Raw genomic sequence first — 20,860 nt, 5'->3', positions numbered from 1 at the left:
ATGAAAAACTTACAAGATTATTTAGATTATTTAGTTACTTGAATTCGCCAAGAAGTCACCGTCGCTAATTGCCAGGGTGTTATTATTGGCTTATCGGGAGGAATTGACTCTGCTGTTGTTGCATTATTAGGCCAAAAAGCCTTTCCCAACAACCATTTAACAGTGATAATGCCTTGCCATTCTGATCCGGTTGACCAGGAGTATAGTCTGAAACTAGTTAACCACCACCAGTTAACATCCCAAGTTGTTGATTTAACAACTACTTATGATGAATTAGTTAAAAATTTACCATTATCTCCAACTAATAAATTAGCCCTTGCTAATATTAAACCGCGTTTACGAATGACGACACTATATGCTTTGGCGCAAGCTCACCAATATTTGGTATTAGGAACAGATAATGCTGATGAATGACATCTTGGTTATTTTACTAAGTATGGTGATGGGGGTGTTGATTTAGTTCCGATTATTCATTTATTAAAAGGGGAAGTTTGTCAAGCCGCTGAATTATTAGGGGTTTGTCCCGAAATTATTACTCGCAAACCAACCGCCGGATTATGAGCCAACCAAACCGATGAGGATGAATTAGGTTTTAGTTACCACGAACTTGATAATTATTTACAAGGCTTTGAAACAAGTCCAACTATTGAGGAAAAAATTCAAAAATTACACGCCATTTCGGAGCATAAAAGAAAACTAGCCCAGGCTCCTGCCCAACCATTTACTAAATTAAAATATCCTAAAGAAAGTTAACAATAATGATATTTTATTTTTAATGTAAATTTTAAGACATATTATTTATTTAAAAAAAGATTTATTTCTAAATTTAAAAAGTGTTATATATTGTAAAATAAAAGTGTAAATGAAATTATTTACATGATTTTTAGTTGAGCATAAATAATGCCTAAATAAAAAAAGCAATTTTTATTTAGGCATTTTAATTTTTTGAACGGAAGGATGATTTTTATGCCAAGCAAAAAAGTTTTTTTAATGACAAATACTTGAAACATCTTAAATAATAATCAACAAATATTAACCAATGAAATAAATCATGGTCAAAATTCTTCTTTAACACTAGAACCATTGGATGCATTATATAATAAACAGCTTGATTTATTTAATTTAGTGAAAGCAAATAATGATAATGTTGTTACTTCCCAATCTGATTTATCAAAAACCATTATTGCGGAACAAAATAAGTATTATATTTCAAAAAATGCCCTAACAAAACTAATTAAAGAATTAGAACAAATTCAGAGATATTGAAAAACTAACCAAAATTTATCAAGAGCACTCATTAATAATTGTTTTGGCTATTTAGAAATATTACGGAAAGAAACCAATAATTTTAGTAATGAACTTTACTTAATAATCGAAAAATTCTTAACAAGCCTTGGGAATGCCCAAAAAAATGAAAATATGGTGCCGTTATTTGAAAAAGGTTCCCTTGAAATTGAGGATATTTTAATCAATTTAGAATTTAACCACGAAAATGACCAATCTCAAAATTATCAAACGCTTATTTCTGAATTATGTAAGCAAGTTAAAAAGATTAATAATGAAATTAAGATTAATAACAAGAAAAATTCACAAGAAAAAAATTCAGAAATTATAATTCAAATATTTAAACAAAAACTACAAAAACGCCGAAAAATTATAGAACTTAAAAAGTTGTATAAAAAATATAATTCTTGATGTGAAGAAAGATTAAAAAGAATAAAAAATAACGGTAATATCTTAGCAAAGTGAATAAATGACAATAGCATTAAAAATATTCCACAAGTTATAGATAAACTTCATGATCTTTTAGCTATTAATCAAATGGAATTTTATAAATATCAAACCATTCTAAAGCGAATTGCTAATGAACTTATTCGTAGTGAAAAAGAAATTAGATTAGAATTTTTTACAAAAGAAGAGGGTAATATTCAGGGACTAAATGAAGAAATAGCAAAAAATAATGCTGAAATTGACATATTTAAAATTGAGCAAGGGGAGGCAATGAAACTAAAAAATAATTCTTTTGATTTAATTACTTCCCAATGAGCACGTGGTATGTATAGTCCAAGGGTAACTGACGAACTTATTTTATCCAAATTAAAAAATGGCCTTCAAGAGAATGCCACAAGTTCTTCTCCTAATTTACAATTTGATGCTATAAAATTTAATTCAATAGAAGCAGAAGAAGTCAATAATGTTATTAAAGAACATGGTATCCCTCTTGCAACCGCACCAAAAATTATTAGTTTTTTAAAAAAATTGAAAAATAGTTGAATTACCAATGAGTCGCCAAATATTAAAAGAGAAAATAATATTGAAATTCTCCAAGATGAAATAAATGAAAATAATTATAATTTATTCTTTCAAAATTTACAATTATATATTCTATATTTAGCTAAGTATATTAATAATAATCCAGAATTATCACAAAAATTAAATCTAGAAAAATTAAGAAATAATTTAAAAGATTACCAAATATATAATAATCCTTTAAAATCTGAAGAAAAAAATATTAATTATTTAATTTCTGCAAAATTAACACCTGACCAATTGGCTCAAATTAAATGACAACAAGAACTTTTATCAAAAAATAATTATACCTTTAATATTTGAATTAATTTTGATGAAGTATTATTTTATAAATTTAAAGAAGCTTTAAATCATCATATTAAAACTACAACTAGAGAAGAAATTATCAAAAAAAATATCTTTAAAAAAGATTCATATTCTGAACTAGCTCAGAAATATTATGATTCATTAATGGAAGAGTTTAGAAGTACTTTGCAGAACCACGATGATTTATCCCTTAGTGAAAATCTTGCCCAATTTTTAATTAATAAAAATATTTTAACTCCATCAGCAATTACCCAACTAAAAAATGGTCTGCTCCAAGAAAATAAAGAATTACTTAAAAAAATGGGAATTACCGCAAATTTATGTGATCTAAATGATAATCAACAAATTATGCGATTGGAAATTAAGAAATATCTTAATAGAAACATTTTAAAGGGTGGAGCATTTTCAACATTTCAAATTTTAAAATATGTTATTTTGGATCAATATCCTGGGTTTGTACATGATTTAAACACGCAACTTTTAACATTAGTGGATGTTAAAAAAATATTAAAAACTATTAATGATAACCCGCATTATTTTAAAAACATTCCTCTTGAACAACGACAAATATTTGATGATGATTTAAAAGTCATAAACTTTATAAGTTTAAATGATTTTAGTTTAAATCAGATTGAAAAAATTAAACATTTAAAACTTGCCCAGCCAACGTTAAAAATTAATTTTCATACTCATTACCTACTAAAATTAATGTTGGATATCGAAGAAAGGTTAAAAACATCGTTTGCTAAAAAGATTGATATTGTTATAGATGATTATACACAAAATATTCTCCAAGAAAAACGATTAGGTACTAATCCTCATGCAAAAATTACTGCTAAAGATTTAGTAATTAAAAATTATGATGATTTAAGTTTCCTTAACCAAAAATTTGCAATATTAATTAAGAATATTAATAAATATGTAGCACAAGATAAAATAAAAAATATATTTGATAATTGACAAACAAAAATAGTAAATAATCTAGAATTAAATAATTTTCTAGAAAATGTTCTAAAAATTATAGATAAAGATTTATATGATAAGTTTATTAATTATAAAAAAAGTTCTAGTACTCTAATTGAATCTAATATTAAAGATAAAATTAATACATTTATCCGTGGCTTTCCTATGTTAACTGGAATTTTATCTAACAAGCACAGAGAAATTATAGATGGGTTAGGGGTTATCCAAAAAAATGTCCAAAGTACAGTAATTAAATGAAAAAATAGTCAATATGATATTAATGAAATAAGTAAAGAATTAGTAGAAAATAATGTAATTCTTGATGCAGAATTATCAACAAAATTATTAGAATATAATAATTTTGTTGATAATCTAACAAGACTAGGAGTTAATGTTATTGAAATTGATTTCGATAAAATCAATAAATTTATAGAATGAGAATTACCAAAATTTATTGATAATTTAGATGATGCTTTACCTTTATATGAAACAGAATTGCAAACTAATTTTTCAGAAGTATTGTATAAGGTAAGTAACCTTGATGAAATTTATAAATTTAACCCAACTAGTGATAAATTCTTAGCCGCTTTTATGACAATGATTAAAGAATTATTTAATTTTATTCTAACCCTTTTTAATGCTCAAAAAACTAATAGTTTTTGGAAAAATATAATTTCTGACCCTAAACTATTTACTAATTCTTTTGAAGATTTATATGCTAATAAAATTTCACATGGAGAAGTATCCCCCTTTGAATTTTACTATTTAAGTTCAAATAATAGTAATGATAATACTAATAATAATGACCATCTTGCACTATTATTTGCTAAAAGTAATAACAAGTTAATAAAAGAAATTATTCAAGAAATGCTGCATAATTCTTCCCAAACTGAAAATCATCTTATAAAGACAGTTGTCAACAAAATGTTTCATCAGCAGTTTGCAATTCTATCTGATGAACAAGCAAATACAGAAATCTTCAAACCATTGGTTACTTTTACTAGCGAAATTATTAAAACTGATAGTAATATCAAAATAGATGTTCAACAATCTCTAGAATGATTTAATGCTCTTGAGCAACAAGAACTAATGCAAGAAATAACTTCATATAATAACGATGAATTTGAGAGAAAATCAAAACTAATTCAAGGAGAGGTAAATAAATTTATAAATGATCAAAATTTAAACCTTAATGATTATTTAACTAATAATTCTATTTTTGAGGATACTGAGTATGATAAAATAATTGAACAATATGAAATTGGAAAAAAGGAATTAACTGCCAAAATTTTTAATTTGATAAAATGAAGAAAAGAAAAACTAATTGTAGATACTGTTAATTTTTCAACTTGACACAAAAATCATGTAACTAATTCTATGGCAAAAATGGATAAAATAATTGCCCAATTAAAGATCAAAAAAGGTTTTTTAACTCAACTTAAACTTATTAATAATTATTTAGTAACTGATGAGTCACTAAATTTAAAAATAAATGATGGAATTAATGATATTTTTAATTATGCCAAAGATTTTTTGGAAGATAAATTATTTAGTATTGATGTACTGAAAGAGAAACTAACAAAAATTGAAAATAATTATGATGATTGAAACAATAATATGAAGAATCTAAAACATATTTTTAGTGAACAAGATTTTTACCAGTATTTAAGTTCTTTAACTAATACTGAACAACTTTTCCAAAGCATTAAAAAAAGAATTGATGAATTTTCTAAGTTAGAACTAGCAGTTAAAAAAAATATCATGGCAATTAGTCAAAAAATTAAAAATATTGAAAAATGAAAAGAGAATGAAAATCAAGTTCATGAACTACTGAATTTTTTGAAACAAAAAGAAAAATATCTTAATTTAACCGAAGATAACCTTGACGAAATAGTAGTTGATGATTTAGAACAAACAATAAACACTTATAATAAGTTAATTAATTTTTTACTAGTGAATATCTATTTATCAGAAGATGACCAAGAATTTATAGAAAAATGAAAAGATAAATTCTCAAAACTTACGACATATAAAATAATGCTTTCGAATGTGAAAAAGGTTTTTGATGATTATAATAGATTAGCACATTTTTTTGATACTGCTAAGAGAGCATTAATTTCTTGAAATGAAAAAGATGCTAACTTTAAAGATATCTATGAAGAAATGCAACGAGATATTCATTATTGTATGGATAAGTTTGAAGAATTAATTTATGAATTTTCTGAAAAAACCATCCAAAATATAATTTGTAAAAATTATAGAAAATTAGAAATTTTTAATAATAAATTTGAACAATTTTTAGATAAAATGAATAGCAAGATAAGTACAGAACCTAATTTTGCAAAATATTATGATGAACAGTTATATAGTTTATCTGAAGCGTCAGATAAAATCTGAGTTAATAATGTTAAAAAAAATAATAGTTTAATTGGTGATTCTTTTCTAAAAAATGATCGTCTATATCAGGAAATATCCCAGAAATATCCTTATTCTCAATTAATTTTAATAAAAATTTGAAAAGCAGAAAAAATGTATTATGAAGGACTAAAAATTGTCCGCTGAGGTGAAAAACGAGCCCATTATTTAGCTAATATTTATAACCCCATTGCTGAATGGCATAAAGTTATCGAAACATGTATGAAGAATTCCGCGAATGAGAATGCAAAATGAGATAAATATTTTAAAATACAAGATAAAAATAAAGAATTGTTTAAAAAAGCTTCTTTAATTTTAAATTCTATTGGTAGTTTTGAAAATATTTATCAAAATTATTCTCTGCAATTAAAAAAAGAAAGTCTGAATACTAAAGCCGAAAATCTCTCAAGCTCTCTGCAAAGAAATAACAGTGATGAGGAAAGTTTTATTAAATAAAAATAATTATCTTAAGAATTTTGCTTGTCAAATTAATAAAGAATAGCATATAATTAAGACATAGAAAAGAGGATGTCACATGAAATATACTATTAGAGGCAAAAATCTTGAAGTAACTGCAGCAATGCAAGATCATATTAAAACAGTATTTGATAAATTAGAAAAATATAGTCAAGTATCTCCTAATGATATAGTTCAAATGGATATTGAATTTTATAAAGAAAATCAAGTCCACATTAATTGTTCAATTGATATAAAAGGAAAAAATAACTTCTTAAAAGCAGAAGTAACTACCGATGACTTTTATAAAGGTGTTGAACAAGCATCCAAAAAAATGGAAGATCAAATTCGTCGCATTAAAGACAAAACTTATCATGGGAATGGGAAAAAAGTTGAGTCCTTTGCTCATGCGATTGAAGAAGAAGACAATGATTTTATTGAAATCGATGATGATTAATTTTATTTGATTTTTTTAACATTTAATTTATTCAAAAAAAATAAACTAGAATAATTTTATTCATTAAATTATCAATGCTATAATTAAACCATATAAATAAAGATATTTATTTATATAGAAATAATTTAATTGAGCATAGATAATGCCTAATAAAAAGTAATTTTTTATTAGGCATTTTTTAATTTTTTTTATTTTAAGAAAGAAGGCAATCCCGATGGACCATATAAATAAAAATATTAAAGAAATGCAAGACATCATTAGACAAAATAGCAATTTCTTAAATAAGAAAAAAATTATGAAAACAAATCCGCACGCTAATGAAGGATTAACTATTTTAGCTCAAAAATTAATTAATTTTAACGAACATATTGATGAACTTGTTAGTTTTCAACAAGAATTTAACCGGTTTTCCGACGCAACCATCAAAATTAATAAATATAATAATTTATTAACCAAACTACTGGCTAATTTAACTGCGATTGCAGAATTACAAGCAGTTTTTGATAATCCCCCCGCAACTTTTAATGAAGCAAATAGAACAATATTATTAACAAAAATGGATAATTTAATGAAAACAGCGTATGAAAATAATCGCTTATTATTAAGATATAAAGATACTGCTGTTTTGAGTGACTTTTTGGACCATCAATTTTTAGAAGCACAATATCTTACTATTGAAGATTCATTAAATCAAATTATGCAGCGAATTATCACCCCAACCGCCGTACAAAAGGATGCAATTGACGAATTCACAACGGCTGCTGTAGCAACTACGGTAAGTTCTCCAGCAACAGCTAGTGATAGAACAGTAAATGCTGATTTTTCAACGAGTCAAAATAATACTTTTTTAACTACTATTACGCAGTTAAAAAATTTAAAAACAACAATGACTAAGCAAAAACGCTCATTTTTAATTATGCAACAAGAGTTAGAAAAAAAGAAATGAACCCAAGCACCCCAACATCGATTATATTGTCAAACATTACAACTTTATTTAACATTTTTAAAAGAAAATATTTTAGTAACTAATCCCGCGTTAGCAGATGAGTTGAATATCGAAAGAATTGAAACTTATTTATCTTCATATCTAAAATATAATCAGGAGACAACTATTAATGATAAAAATATTAACTATATAATTAGTAAAGAACCTAATGAAGAAGAAGTCCAACAAATTAAACTAGCCACTGTTAAATTACCAGACTACCAGGTTAATGTTTGAATAAATTTTGATTTTGATCATTTTCGTGATCTTATTCAAGACTATGTTATTACAACATTATTAAACAATGATGAAACTACTAATTATTGGGAATTTTCCGAAGTAGTAACTACAAAGTGCCGTCAGTTATGAAATGAATTTAAAACTCAACTTGATACTGTGGATCATCAGCATTCACTTCGTGAAAATGCTTATAGATTTTTGGTGGCAAAAGAAATTAAAACATGGACAGAATTAAAAAAAGATGAGGATATTTTAAAAGCGAGGGTACAAGCAAAGTTACAAACCTCAGATATTAAAGCCAATGTTAAATTTTTAGATGAGGAGACAGAAATTTTAACTCCTCAAATTAATGAGCATCTCCGTCAAACGCTTAAAACATCGCCGAATGAAGCATTTGATATTTTAAAATATGCTGTTTTAAAAAAATATCATGGTTTTTATCATAATTTAGATGCTCACTTATTATCAACAGTTGATGTTAGTAGTTTGGTTCAAAATATTCAAAAATATCGTTGGTACTGACAACAAATTCCTGTTGACTATCAGCAATATTTAGATCAAGACCACGATACGCTTAATTTAGTTAATTGTACAAACTTTAGTAATGATAATATTACTCAAATTGCTGACTTTAAGGCAAAACATTCAATTAAGCAAGTTAATATTTATAATCATTTTGCTCTCCAATTATACCTTTATTTTGAACAAGTAATTGTAACAAAAACTTTTGAAAAATACCAAGCACGAATTGCAAACCATCCTTTTAGTTCACTTCCGAATAGTTTTGTGTCATACGAACAATTTTCAAATTTTGTTAATAAATATGTTGAATTAGAAAAATGGTTAACTAATACTTTAGTCACAAAATATGCAATTTTTGATAATTGAGAAAATATGACAGTAGATTCAGAGTTATATCAGGTAACTAATCAATATCTTACTATATTGGACCCAACATTAGCTAAGGAATTAGAATTTTATCTATTACGCAATAGAACATCTGGGAATTCGGAAATACATTTCGAAGAACTTGCTGATTTGACAGCACGTATTAAAACAAGTATCGCTAGATTTAAAGCAAATTTTGTTCATCATGATGTATATTTACAAGGAATTAACCATTATTTTAGAGATATTAAATTTGGAATTACATTTGAAGTAGAAAAATTAAAACAGAGTTTCTTAGCAATTATTGCAAAATCACCATCAACATTATCTGAACCAGAATTAATTAATCATTTCCAAAATTTCTTAGCTAATCATCCTAGTTTTAAAAATTTAGGCACCGATGAAATGTTTTTTGATTCTGCCAAACTAACGGAATTACAAGAACAATATGAGGCGGGGGTCAAAAAAATTCAAGAGCACGGAATGACCCCAACTCCGATTCCAACCGCAACTTTGCAAGAAGCCTTTGCTCGTTTGCGAACTAATATTATTGATCCAATAATGACCCCAGCCGGACTTTTGCAACAAAAAGTTTGCCGGGAACTGGCAGTCCCTACTTATCCTTTTGAAAAATTGGCTCATAATGAAATTTATAAATATAACCAATCTGACCCGCGTTTTTTTGAAAAATTACAAGCAATGATTAAAGAAATTTATAATTTTTTATTAAAAATAACAAGCAATCCAAAATTAGGGTTATGGTTTGATACCATTAAAAATTACAACTACCAAGATTTTATTAAAACATATCTTGAAGTAATTGATGAAAGTAGACAACCACTTAGTGGGGCGCCATTTGATTTTCAGATGGTCCCAACGGCTGACCAAAAAAGTTATGGTTTACTCTATGTTAAAAATACGAATAATTTTTTAGATGACATTATCCAAGAAATGTTAAAAAATCCCGACTTAGAAGCAACTAACTTAACAACTGTTTTAACTAAAAAATATTATGATTATTTTAAAATTAGTCCGGGGCAAAACCAATATTTAGATAATTTCTTAAAACAGATCCTTGCGATTAATAACATTAATATTGAACAAAAAACCCCAGAAGTTAATTATGCCGATTTGTTTGAAGAGCATAGTAATTGACCAATCGCCGGATTAGACCCGAAAGTAAAAACAAAATATTTAGAAAAATATTATCTGGCTTTTCAACAGTTAATTGCTAAAAGTACTGCGCTATTAACTAAAATTGAAAATGAAGAATTTAAAAAATTATTAATTTTAGTTGAAAATAATTCGGTTCTTGATCAAACTGAATATAATAGAATTTGAACCAATTTTGAAGATATCATAATGGAATTTGAACAGCAAAAATTACAATTATTAAAAATCAAAGCCCGCTTTTATGATAAAGAAGCTGAACAAGCATATGAAAAACTAATTAAACATTATCACACTGTTAAAAATAATTTTTTGGAAGTTAAAAAAATTATTGTTCCTAAATATGAAATTCTCCCTGAAATTAGTAGGGACATTGCTTTAATCCATAAGTTTGGGGATGATCTTCAAGCTGCTAGCAAAAAAGTTCAAGAAATGAGCATTAATTTAGATAGTGAGTATGTTGACTTACGAGCTTCGTATGCTGAACTAGCTACTATTAATGATTCGTTCCAAACTAATTTTACTAAACTTTTTGATAACATCGCTGCTAAACAAACTAGGGATTATTTTACTGCTACTGAACAAGCATTAATTCGGCAAAATACTACCGATTTTGAGACTTTCCAAGAATTATTAACTGCTAAAATGCAAATTTTAGCAAAACGAATTGCAGTTGAAGATTTAGTTAATGCATGTAAAGATCTAAAAAATAGTTTCTTGCCAAGTGCTTCGGATAATGAATTGTCATCTACTGCTAGTAAAGAAAATCTAACTAAAATCTTCAAACGTTTTTCTCAACAATTTAAAAAAGTAGCAAATTTAACTCCTGCCGAATATCAGCAACCACAATATCTTAAATTATTGACAGCTTTAAAATCTGAATATAATGTGTTAAGTTTCCGTGCTAGTACAACAACACTGTTAACTAGTAATGAAGATGATTTCTTATTAGAAGCAGCAAAAACTTGAAAAATTGACCGTTCTTATCAAGGAGAACTAATTGATTTTTCTGATGAGTATCAGAAAAGCCAATATCAACAACTATGTAAACGCGACGGGGAACAAAAAATTGATTTAACTTATCCATTGGCTGCCAAAATCTGGTGAGAATGTCAATTATTTATTCGAATGGATTTATTTCAGGACCGTACTCACGCTGAAATTGAACGTTATCCCTTTTACCAAGATATTTTAAAGTGAATCAAACATCCTAAAATTGGGCAACTTTTAAGTGATTTAGTAAATTACCAAGTCCAAATTAAAGCAAATCAAGCAGAAATTACAAAATTACATACTACGAATGTTTTACGAACACCATTGGCTAATGATATTAAGCAAGAAAATTTAGCTAAACAAATAGAAAATCTCCACAAACAAAATCGAGTTTTAAAAACAAAAGTTTTAGCAACATGGAGTGAATATTTAAAAGTTAAAAATAGTAAAGTAAACCAATTATTGTATAAACGTGCGCTATTAGCATTAAATATGGTTTATGATTTAACAAGTGACCGCGCCCAATACGAAATTTTAGCAAAAAATATTATTAAGGAAAAAACTACAATGTGAACCCAACAAAAAACAAGTAAATCAAGCACTTCACGCCCGGTTGAAGAAAGCATCAGATAACATTAATTACTTAAATAAAAAAACTTTGCATTTAGCAAAGTTTTTCTTGTTATTTAGTACTTGTTACTTTTAAAACACCAACACCCTCAAGAATTCAGATAATACATCCAATAATTGCAATTAATTCAGCAACGAAAATTACTCATGTTGAAGTGCTTGAAGTTGAAGTAACTAACACGCCAATAATTCCCACAACCGCTAAGCCTAAGAAGACAACTCCCGCAATTAATTTTCCAATTTTATGTTTAACAAAAGTTGTCACACAAGTAAATAGAAATGCACTAATTAAGACAATGGCTCCGTGATCAGTGGTACTATTTTTTTGATACATTGCGGTATTAGTATTCGGAACTCCACAAGCATTTAAAATTGCTAATAGGAATAGTCACACACCTGCCACTCAGACCATTACTTTTGGGAAGGTAATACTAACTGAGACACTAGCATATTTTAGTTTTGCCATATATTTTTCTCCTTTTTATTTAATAATCTTTCAATACTTTTATTATATCCTAATAATTAATTTTCCTTGATATTTTTAACTAATTCGTACAATATCATTTTGTTTAATTTCTAAGAAGTTAATCATTCCCGGGGCGAAACAATATATAAAGTAGCACTCAGAAAAGTAATGACTAACTTTTTGGCTAGTAAAATTAGGGATTAAATTAATAACTTGAAAGTTTTTATTACAAAAAACAACATCTAATTTATAAAAGATCCCAAAACTATTAAAAGCATGGGCTTTGCGAATTAGATAACCATTTTTAACATTAATGGCTTTTGGTTGAATAAGATTTTCAAACTTATCACGAAAAGTACGAATTGTTTTAATATTCACATTTTTAATAACGCCATTAACAATTAATAAATTTTCTTCATGAAACTGACGATAATGTTTTTTATGCTTTTGTTCTTTTTTCCGTAACCGGTATAAGAAATTTCCAATTAATCCCATTTTTTCACTCTTTTCTATCATAATCCTTTACTTAACAATTATATAAAAATATAATATAATTAACAAATAGAAAGAGGTGTTTCTGGATGAAATTTGCATTATTTTTAGCGCCTGGTTTTGAAGAAGGCGAAGCAATTATTACAACTGATGTTTTACGACGTGGAGGGTTACAGGTGGAGTTAATTAGTATTACTAATGATTTAGAAGTAAAATCAGCTCATGATGTTATTATTAAAGCTGATAAATTGTTAGCAGATGTTAAATATGAACAATATATTGGTTATATTCTGCCTGGGGGTCGCGTTGGGGTTGAAAATTTAATGAAAAGTGAAATGGTTAAGGACTGGTTAATTCGTGCCAACCAAGAAGAAAAAACCATTGCGGCAGTTTGTGCGGCGCCCCAAATTTTAGGACATCTAGGAATTTTAGATAACCGCGAAGCAACAAGTTATCCAGGGTGCACAAGTGGAATGGAAAAAGCAATTTACAATGATGAAATGGCCGCCATTACCGATGGGCATATTATTACCGGTGCTTCAGTTGGTTCAACCATGAATTTTGCCTTAGCAATTGCCGATAAAATATTAGGAGCGGAAAAAGTTTTAGCTTTACAAAATGAATTAGTAATTCGTGACTAAGAATTACCGAGTTATTATCAGGATTATTTAAAACAAGTTTTTTAAACTTGTTTTTTATTTTGGTGACTTTTTTATTGCTATTTTTTGATTTTTTTCTTTTCAAATCATAAAAAACCCTTTAAAATATAATATAGTATAAATGTCAAATGTTAAGATATTAAGGAGGGACAACATGGCAGGACATTCACAATTTGCTAATATTAAACACCGGAAAGACGCCCAAGATGCTAAACGGGCTAAAATTTTTATTAAAATTGCCAAGGAAATTAGCGTGGCAGTTAAAAAAGGTGGACCAAATATTGAATCTAACCCCGCGCTACGGTTAGTATTAGAAAAAGCGCGGGCAAATAATATGCCCAAGGATAATTATGAAAAGGTGATCAAAAAAGCGGCTGGTGAAACAACAACTGATAATTATGAAGAAGTTCGTTATGAAGGTTATGGTCCCCACGGCGTGGCGGTGATTGTTGATTGTTTAACGGATAATCGTAACCGGACAGCTGCGAATGTTCGTAGTTATTTTACTAAAAAAGGTGGGAGTCTTGGCCAAACCAATTCAGTGGCTTATTTATTTGAACGCAAGGGGATGATTGCCTTTAGCAATGATCACCTTCACGAAGATGAAGTCTTAGAATGATTATTAGAAACGGAAGCGGAAGATTTACAAGTGGAAAATAATAATTTTATTATTACCACAGCTCCCGATAAATTAATGCAGGTGAAAAAGTTCTTGACCGAAGTGAAAAAGATTAATGACTTTGATGTGGTGGAAATTACTATGAATCCCACCCAATTTGTCGAAGTGGACAGCAGTACCAAGGAAAAAGTTGAAGGATTAATTAATTTATTAGAAGAAGATGATGATGTGCAACAAGTCTATCATAATGCCCAATGGGACTAACACAATGCAAAGGATAGGAGATTATCCTTTTTTATCATAATTAAATAATAATATAGAAAAGAGCGGTTAAATGGCACAGCATGTCGTAAATGGAATTACAATTACATATGAGCCCCAAGTGTTACAAGAAATTATTGGGAACCTGGCATTTCCAATGTTAGCTTTTGATTTTGAAGCGTATCACTTTCGGAAAGACTACCAGTTGTATGACCATTTGCAAGATAGTCATTCAAAACCATTTTTAATTGGGACAAGTGTTCTTAGCAGTTTGGTTGATTTACAAACTAAACCTCTTGATGAGTTAATTAACTACCAATATCATTTGAACTGAACAATTAATAATAAAAAGCAACAAAGTCTAAAATCGTTTGCCCATTTTTTAAACCGCCTGGTGCTCCGCAAAAAAATTAAAACCTTTTTAGTCTTGGGAAAAGATTTAGAAATGACAATTTTAAATTATATGGCCAAAAAACAGATGTTTCGCTTTAATCTCGACAATATCAAAATTATTGATATTTATGATTTATACCACAACCAAAATATTTTACGGTTTAGCCATCCCACGGGAGAAGTTATCACAGTGAAACAACCAGATTATGTGTTACAAAATGATGAGTTATACCAAATCTTATTGAAAAATGACAACCATGATAAAGACTACTGGGATAAATTATGACGCACATTAGATGCGTTATATACCTATGATCATAAGCACTTAAATCATAATCTCTATGCCTTTCAAAAAGCGCATCTTCGCGAAATTTTACAAAAAAACCATGATGATTTAGTCAAGATGGTTAACTTACTAAAAATTTTAGTAACTTTTTAAATTTTCGCAAGGAAATCCATTCTCAAAATGTGAAATAACAAACGAGAAGGGATGATTAAAATGTATAGTTATTTAAAAGGTATTATCCGCCAAATTAAGGGCCACCAAATCTTATTAGAAATTAATAATTATGGGTATGAAATTACCTTAATTACCCCCAAAGAAATTAACTTACATGAACAGGATCTTTTCCAGGTCTACACTTGTTTAATTAATAACGAATTTGCTGCTTACCAGTGGTTTGGTTTTTATAATTTAGAGACTAAAAAACTATTTTTAGATTTATTAACAATTCCCACCATTGGTTTAAAAACAGCTTATAATGTTCTAACCCAGGTTGGTGTTGACCAGTTATTAAGTTATGTTAAGGAAAATAACATTGAAACTTTAAGTAAGCTAAAAGGAGTTAAATCCCATACCGCTCGGATTTTAATTATGCATCTGCAAAAAATTTATTTTCGCAAGGAATATAACAATCTCCAAAATAGTGTGATTGATTGTTTAAAGACCCTTGGTTATTCGCTTCCAATTATTTATAAAGCAATTAACGAAAGTGACCATCATTGTGATAATCTTGACCAATATTTAAAACAAGTGCTCCAAAAAGCGAGTTCGTATGTCTACTTATAATTTTCGCCCGCAGACTTTCACCCAATATATCGGTCAAGAACAAATTAAAAAGAATTTAACTCTAGCAATTGCGGCTAGCAAATTAAAGCAAGAACCCCTCGACCACATCATTATTGCGGGAGCCAGTGGGTTAGGAAAAACAAGTTTGGCGTATTTAATTGCCAAGGTGACTAATAGCAAGTTACATGTTTTGCACGGACCAAATTTACAAAAGCCCAGTGATTTAATTAGTTGTTTAACCCAACTGCACGACTATGAAATTGTCTTTATTGATGAAATTCATTCAATTGCTAAAGAAGTTGGGGAAATCTTATACCCGGTGTTAGAAGACAATCAACTAAACTTAGTGATTGGCAAAGATTATAATACGCGTGTTATCAATCTTGCCTTGCCAAAATTTACTCTTATTGGGGCCACGACCTTAGTACACCAATTGCCAAGCCCATTATTAAACCGCTTTCTCCACCATTTTTATCTCAGCCCTTATCAACCAACCGAAATTTGTCAAATTATCACCACGACAATGGAAAAGTACCATCTTATTTTAGATAGTAATGTGGTTGCTTATCTTGCTAGTTTTACGCGCAATAATCCCCGCCAGGCTGTTAACTTGTTAAAACATGTCTATGACTATAGTTTAGTTGTCAATAAAACCAATCTTACTTTAGCGGAAGTACAGGACATTTTAACTAACTTAAATTATGCTCCCGCGGGGTTAAATCGTTTAGAAATTAATTATTTATTAACAATTAACGAACTTTTTGGTACTCAACCGGTTGGCTTGGTTTCTCTCAGCCAAGTTATTAATGAACCGTTGTTAACCATTACTAATGTCATTGAACCGTATTTATTACAACAAGGATTTTTGATAAAAACTCCGCGGGGCCGGGTTTTAACTAGTAATGGTTTAGCAATTATTGCCCAATTACGCGAAAAAACCTGATAAATTTTTAAATATTTTTCAGATTTTACTTAATTTTTCAAAAGAACTAATATATAATAGTAATTGATTTGAAATAAGGTGGATGCTTAATGGAAAATACAGAAAAATTCCGTCGGCAAACAGCCGATTATATCATTAAAATGATCAGATTAAAAACCATTGATTTTAAGTTAGCTAATCCTAATATTAGCGAAGTTGATGTTGCTAATTACTTTCTAAAAGTTATTTTGGCTGATAAAAAAGTAATTGATGTTAGTGACAGCGCCTATTATATCTTTAATATTAAAATGAACCGGATTATTGAATTTATGAATAATGAAAAAATCATTAATCAAGATGTAAAGTTAGATGATTTTAAAGATATGTTTACTAATAAAAAAGGTTAAACCAAGAAACATATGGATAATGATAAGAATATAGAGTGGTGTTATTGTGAAAGAAAAACAACAAGTAAAGACAATAAAAAAACCAGTTAATAGAAAGGTTTTAACAAAATTAATTGTTAGAATTTTTGTCTTATTAATTTTAACGTGTGCCATGATCGTGGGTGCGGTTTTTTCTGGTGAAAATTTTTCTTATTCTTATAAATTAGGAATTGCTTATTCGGGCGGTTATCAAGTTCAAATTAATGTTTTTGATACAACCGTAGAAAACCCCGATGGTTCTCCCAACGGTGATAATAAAAAAGGACTAGATTTATTACGTAACAAGCTTGACCCGTTAAATAATACTAACTTATACTTGCAAACATTAGGGCATAATGGGTTAGAATTAATTGCCGGGAAGGATTTATTTAAGTCGTATGCTGATTTAAAAACTGATATTCAACGCTTAGGAGCCATTTATTTAATGAAAGGGGATGGCACTGACTTACTAGTTAGTGATAAAGAACGAACACCATTAAGTGATGTAATTTCTGGCGCCGAAGCGGGGATTGATAAAACTCGCCACCCAATTATTAACTTAAATATTAAAGACCAGGCGAAATGAGATGCTATTATTAAAAGTTTAACGCCTAGTCAAGGGTCACCCGAACCATTATACATTTGAACGGATCTTGGCCAATTCATTGATGAATTACGCCATGATACGGATAATATTCAAGCGATCGCTACTAATTTTAATGTTAATATTTTACCCAACCTAAACGGCACTGATATTCTTAATGTTCGTAGTATTTTTGATGTTAGTTACAAAGATGAGGGGCAAGGGGGAATTATTGTCTATCGCAACTTACTAGATTTAGCAACTAGTGGAATGAGTCATCCAGAATTAGTGAAACTAATGCAAGAAGATAGTTTTCGCTTTACTACTGTTTCTTTAGATAAACTAGTAATTGATCCCAATGATAAAAAAGCAATTAAAAATCAATACATTGACCCGTTACGAAAATATTTAACTGGTATTGTGAACTATACGCCCCAAATAAAAGATAAGTATAAAAAATACATTATTAACTATAATGCCATTAATAAGGGGACAACTCCCGGTTTAAATTCTAACCAAATTGCAACTTCAACTGATACAGAAGCCCGCACAATTAGTAACTTAGTTAATGGGGGCTTAAGTGGTTTAAAATTTGTTGTGCGTGGTCATACCACAATTCCACCGGTTGTTTCACGTAATATTTTAAATGTTTCAATGATTGTGTTAGGAATTATTGCGGCGGCGATTTGTGTTTATTTATTAATTTACTATCGTTTGTTTGGATTTGTAGCAATTCTAACCTTAGCCTTTACGATTATTTTAACGTTATACTTCTCATCGTTATTAGGAGTCCAAATTTCCCCCGAAAGTATTACTGCGGTTATTATTGCCTTTGGAATCGCCTTAGAAGGAAATCTCTTGCTATTTTCACGCTATAAGCGTGAGCGCTATCAAAATGGTTTACCTTATGAACCGGCGATGAAAATTGCCAATAAACAAACGGTTGCTGTTTTTGTGGATGCCTTAGTTGTCTTATTAGTCTTAGGATTATCATTATTCTGAGCAGGAACTAATAATATTAAATCATTTGCCACTATCTTACTAGTTGCTTTAATAATTTCATTAGTAATGGTCTTTGCCGTGGCTCGGATTATGTACTGGATTATTATTAAACTTCGTTGACAAGAAAAAGTTACGTGGTTAGATATTCCTCGCTTTTCATTGTTAACTTATTTCCAACAAAAAAAACACCCCCACCAAGTGGTGAATGGGGAAGGTCAATTACTAAGTGAAAGTTTCTTTGCCTTACCAACAAGTGATGTTAACGAAACTACCGCCAGTGTGGAAGGCCAACCAAAAAAACCCCACAAGTTACGATTCAAACCAAAATTTTCATTATATAATATTACGAAATATTCGCCAATTGTGGGAATCATCTTAATTATCATTGCCTTAATTATTGGTTTTGCTGGGAAAGCAAATATTGATAGTACAATTAAACCAGGAACTAATATTACTGTTGCTAGTGATATTTGACGTCATCGCGATGATGCGGCAGCGGAAATTCAAGAGATGACCCAAGAATTAAAACATTTACAAGCAACGCGTGGTTATAATTTTAGTTTTAATTTATATGTTATCAAAGCTGATGATATGTCAATGGGTCAACAATTATTAGTTATTAGTACTAATATTTCGGGAAGTAATTTTGCCCGTGAATTGCTCTCATCAATTGCTGGGTATTATGGTTTAACCCCCGAAGACCCGGTCTTTAACTTAGAAAAAACCTCACCAGTGATGGAAACCTATATCTTAAAAACAGCGGGGATTAGTTTAGCAATTGGAATTGCTTGTATCTTTGTTTATACATTATTCCGATTAGACTGAGCACAATTTATTGGAATTTTATGTGCCGCTGTCTTTACCTTAGCAGTTAGTGTTTCAATTGTCGTAATTGCCCATATTCTTTTAACTTTTGAAATGAGTATTGCCTTTATCGCCATCTTTGGTTTTGCGTGAGCAATGGGAGCGATTGTCATGGCGCGAGCAAAACAAAACAAAAAACTGGTTAATATTAAAGAATATGAAACTTTCTTTACATATATGAGTGAGCACCGCGCCCAAGTTCGCCGTTTACGCCGGGCTAAAAAAGTTTACATGCAAGAAGAAATTAAAAAATTAATGGTGGCCAACCCTAATTTAAAACAAAAAGAAGTGAAGAAAGAGTTTGCTGAACATCTTAAAACGCAATGAAAAATTGCCCAAGATTTAGCTGCTAAAAATAAAAAAGAAATTAAATTAATTAACAAAGAATTTCGGAATTATAATTATACCCATAACTTTTTACAAAAAATTGCCAATTTAACAATTAAACAAATGCTTCGTCATTGTTTAACTCTAGGGGCCATCTTTGCAATTATTTTAATTATCTTAGCGGCCTTTTCGGGAAGTGTCTTTGGCTTTAACATTACTGTTTTCATTGGGTTAGCAATTGGAATGTTTAGTGTGTTATTCTTAGCGATCCCGATTTGAGTGGCGTTAGAAAAATACCGGGCATTAAATAAAATCCGGGTTAAAAATTATTTAGACTCGCAACGGGTTGAAATTGATGAACAAATTGTTGCTGGTGTTAATGACTAGCAAAAGGAGAGCAGAACAATGGATTTAAAGAAATATATTATTGATATCCCTGATTTTCCACAGCAAGGAATTATTTTCAAAGATATTACGCCTCTATTAAATAACACCACCGCTTTTAAAACAGTAATTGATGAGATGGTTGCTTATGCGCACGAAGTGGGGGCCACTGTTATTTTAGCGCCAGAAGCCCGTGGATTCTTATTTGGACCGGCAGTTAGTTATGCGGCTAATTTACGATTTATTCCTGTTCGCAAACCCCATAAATTACCCCGCGCTACTGTGAAAGCCGAGTATGCGTTAGAATACGGAACGAATACGTTGGAAATTCATGCAGGAGATTTACAGCCTAATGATAAAGTGTTAATTATTGATGATGTCTTAGCAACGGGGGGAACGGCCAAAGCAATTTGCGAGTTAGTAGCTGACCAACAAGCAGAAGTGGTTGGAATGATGTTTTTAATTAAGTTAACTTTCTTAAATGGTAGTGACCAATTAAAAGATTACCCGCACCGCGCTATTATTGAATATTAATTAATTAAATTATATAATTATAGACGCAAAGATAGAAAAGGATGTGT

The 20,860-nt window shown here is 29.3% G+C and carries 14 protein-coding genes; 12 read left to right on the top strand and 2 right to left on the bottom strand.

Features of this window, described 5'->3' with window-relative positions:
• The 4 genes from nadE (at window position 1) to QPK10_RS00370 (ending at window position 11,816) form a co-directional block, all read left to right on the top strand.
• On the top strand, window positions 1–753 hold the full coding sequence (nadE, locus tag QPK10_RS00385; RefSeq protein WP_368486073.1) for an NAD(+) synthase: 753 nt from the start codon (window positions 1–3) through the stop codon (window positions 751–753).
• A gap of 213 nt (window positions 754–966) precedes the next feature.
• Entirely contained in the window at window positions 967–6,450 is a 5,484-nt protein-coding gene (locus tag QPK10_RS00380) for a hypothetical protein (protein ID WP_368486072.1), read from the top strand.
• A gap of 79 nt (window positions 6,451–6,529) precedes the next feature.
• Window positions 6,530–6,907 (top strand): ribosome-associated translation inhibitor RaiA, encoded by a 378-nt coding sequence (raiA, locus tag QPK10_RS00375; protein WP_368486071.1) that lies wholly within the window; start codon window positions 6,530–6,532, stop codon window positions 6,905–6,907.
• Window positions 6,908–7,121: 214 nt separating this feature from the next.
• A complete protein-coding gene (locus QPK10_RS00370) occupies window positions 7,122–11,816 on the top strand; it encodes a hypothetical protein (RefSeq protein ID WP_368486070.1) in 4,695 nt (1,564 codons plus the stop codon).
• 49 nt (window positions 11,817–11,865) lie between these two features.
• On the opposite strand, the gene QPK10_RS00365 is transcribed toward QPK10_RS00370, so the two are convergent.
• Both QPK10_RS00365 and QPK10_RS00360 read right to left on the bottom strand, forming a co-directional pair.
• Window positions 11,866–12,279: a hypothetical protein gene (locus tag QPK10_RS00365; RefSeq protein ID WP_368486069.1), complete on the bottom strand. Its 414-nt coding sequence runs from the start codon at window positions 12,277–12,279 to the stop codon at window positions 11,866–11,868.
• Between the two features lie 75 nt (window positions 12,280–12,354).
• Window positions 12,355–12,774, bottom strand: a complete 420-nt coding sequence (locus tag QPK10_RS00360; RefSeq protein WP_368486068.1) for a hypothetical protein — start codon at window positions 12,772–12,774, stop codon at window positions 12,355–12,357.
• An 86-nt stretch (window positions 12,775–12,860) separates the two neighbouring features.
• Here QPK10_RS00360 and QPK10_RS00355 point away from each other — a divergent pair, with 86 nt between their 5' ends.
• From QPK10_RS00355 to QPK10_RS00320, 8 genes are all read left to right on the top strand, one after another.
• Entirely contained in the window at window positions 12,861–13,412 is a 552-nt protein-coding gene (locus QPK10_RS00355) for a DJ-1 family glyoxalase III (protein WP_368486067.1), read from the top strand.
• Window positions 13,413–13,584: 172 nt separating this feature from the next.
• The gene (locus QPK10_RS00350; RefSeq protein WP_368486066.1) at window positions 13,585–14,313 is read left to right on the top strand and encodes a YebC/PmpR family DNA-binding transcriptional regulator; all 729 of its coding nucleotides are present in this window, start codon (window positions 13,585–13,587) and stop codon (window positions 14,311–14,313) included.
• Between the two features lie 70 nt (window positions 14,314–14,383).
• Window positions 14,384–15,142 (top strand): hypothetical protein, encoded by a 759-nt coding sequence (locus tag QPK10_RS00345; RefSeq protein WP_368486065.1) that lies wholly within the window; start codon window positions 14,384–14,386, stop codon window positions 15,140–15,142.
• 27 nt (window positions 15,143–15,169) lie between these two features.
• A complete protein-coding gene (ruvA, locus tag QPK10_RS00340) occupies window positions 15,170–15,772 on the top strand; it encodes a Holliday junction branch migration protein RuvA (RefSeq protein WP_368486063.1) in 603 nt (200 codons plus the stop codon).
• A complete protein-coding gene (gene ruvB / locus QPK10_RS00335) occupies window positions 15,759–16,718 on the top strand; it encodes a Holliday junction branch migration DNA helicase RuvB (protein ID WP_368486062.1) in 960 nt (319 codons plus the stop codon). The genes ruvA and ruvB overlap by 14 nt, the downstream gene beginning before the upstream one ends.
• Before the next feature lie 86 nt (window positions 16,719–16,804).
• Window positions 16,805–17,101 carry a hypothetical protein gene (locus QPK10_RS00330; protein ID WP_148552295.1) on the top strand — a complete coding sequence of 99 codons (297 nt, stop codon included), beginning with the start codon at window positions 16,805–16,807 and terminating at the stop codon, window positions 17,099–17,101.
• 46 nt (window positions 17,102–17,147) lie between these two features.
• On the top strand, window positions 17,148–20,282 hold the full coding sequence (locus QPK10_RS00325) for a protein translocase SecDF, variant type (RefSeq protein WP_368486061.1): 3,135 nt from the start codon (window positions 17,148–17,150) through the stop codon (window positions 20,280–20,282).
• Between the two features lie 18 nt (window positions 20,283–20,300).
• On the top strand, window positions 20,301–20,813 hold the full coding sequence (locus tag QPK10_RS00320; RefSeq protein WP_368486059.1) for an adenine phosphoribosyltransferase: 513 nt from the start codon (window positions 20,301–20,303) through the stop codon (window positions 20,811–20,813).
• Window positions 20,814–20,860 lie beyond the last annotated feature (47 nt).

Origin of the sequence: Spiroplasma sp. DGKH1 (assembly GCF_040940205.1) — a bacterium.
In the GTDB taxonomy this organism is placed as follows: Bacteria; Bacillota_I; Bacilli_A; order Mycoplasmatales; family Mycoplasmataceae; genus Spiroplasma.
Note: the sequence above shows the minus strand (reverse complement) of the source record. Positions and strands in the feature narration are given on the sequence as shown.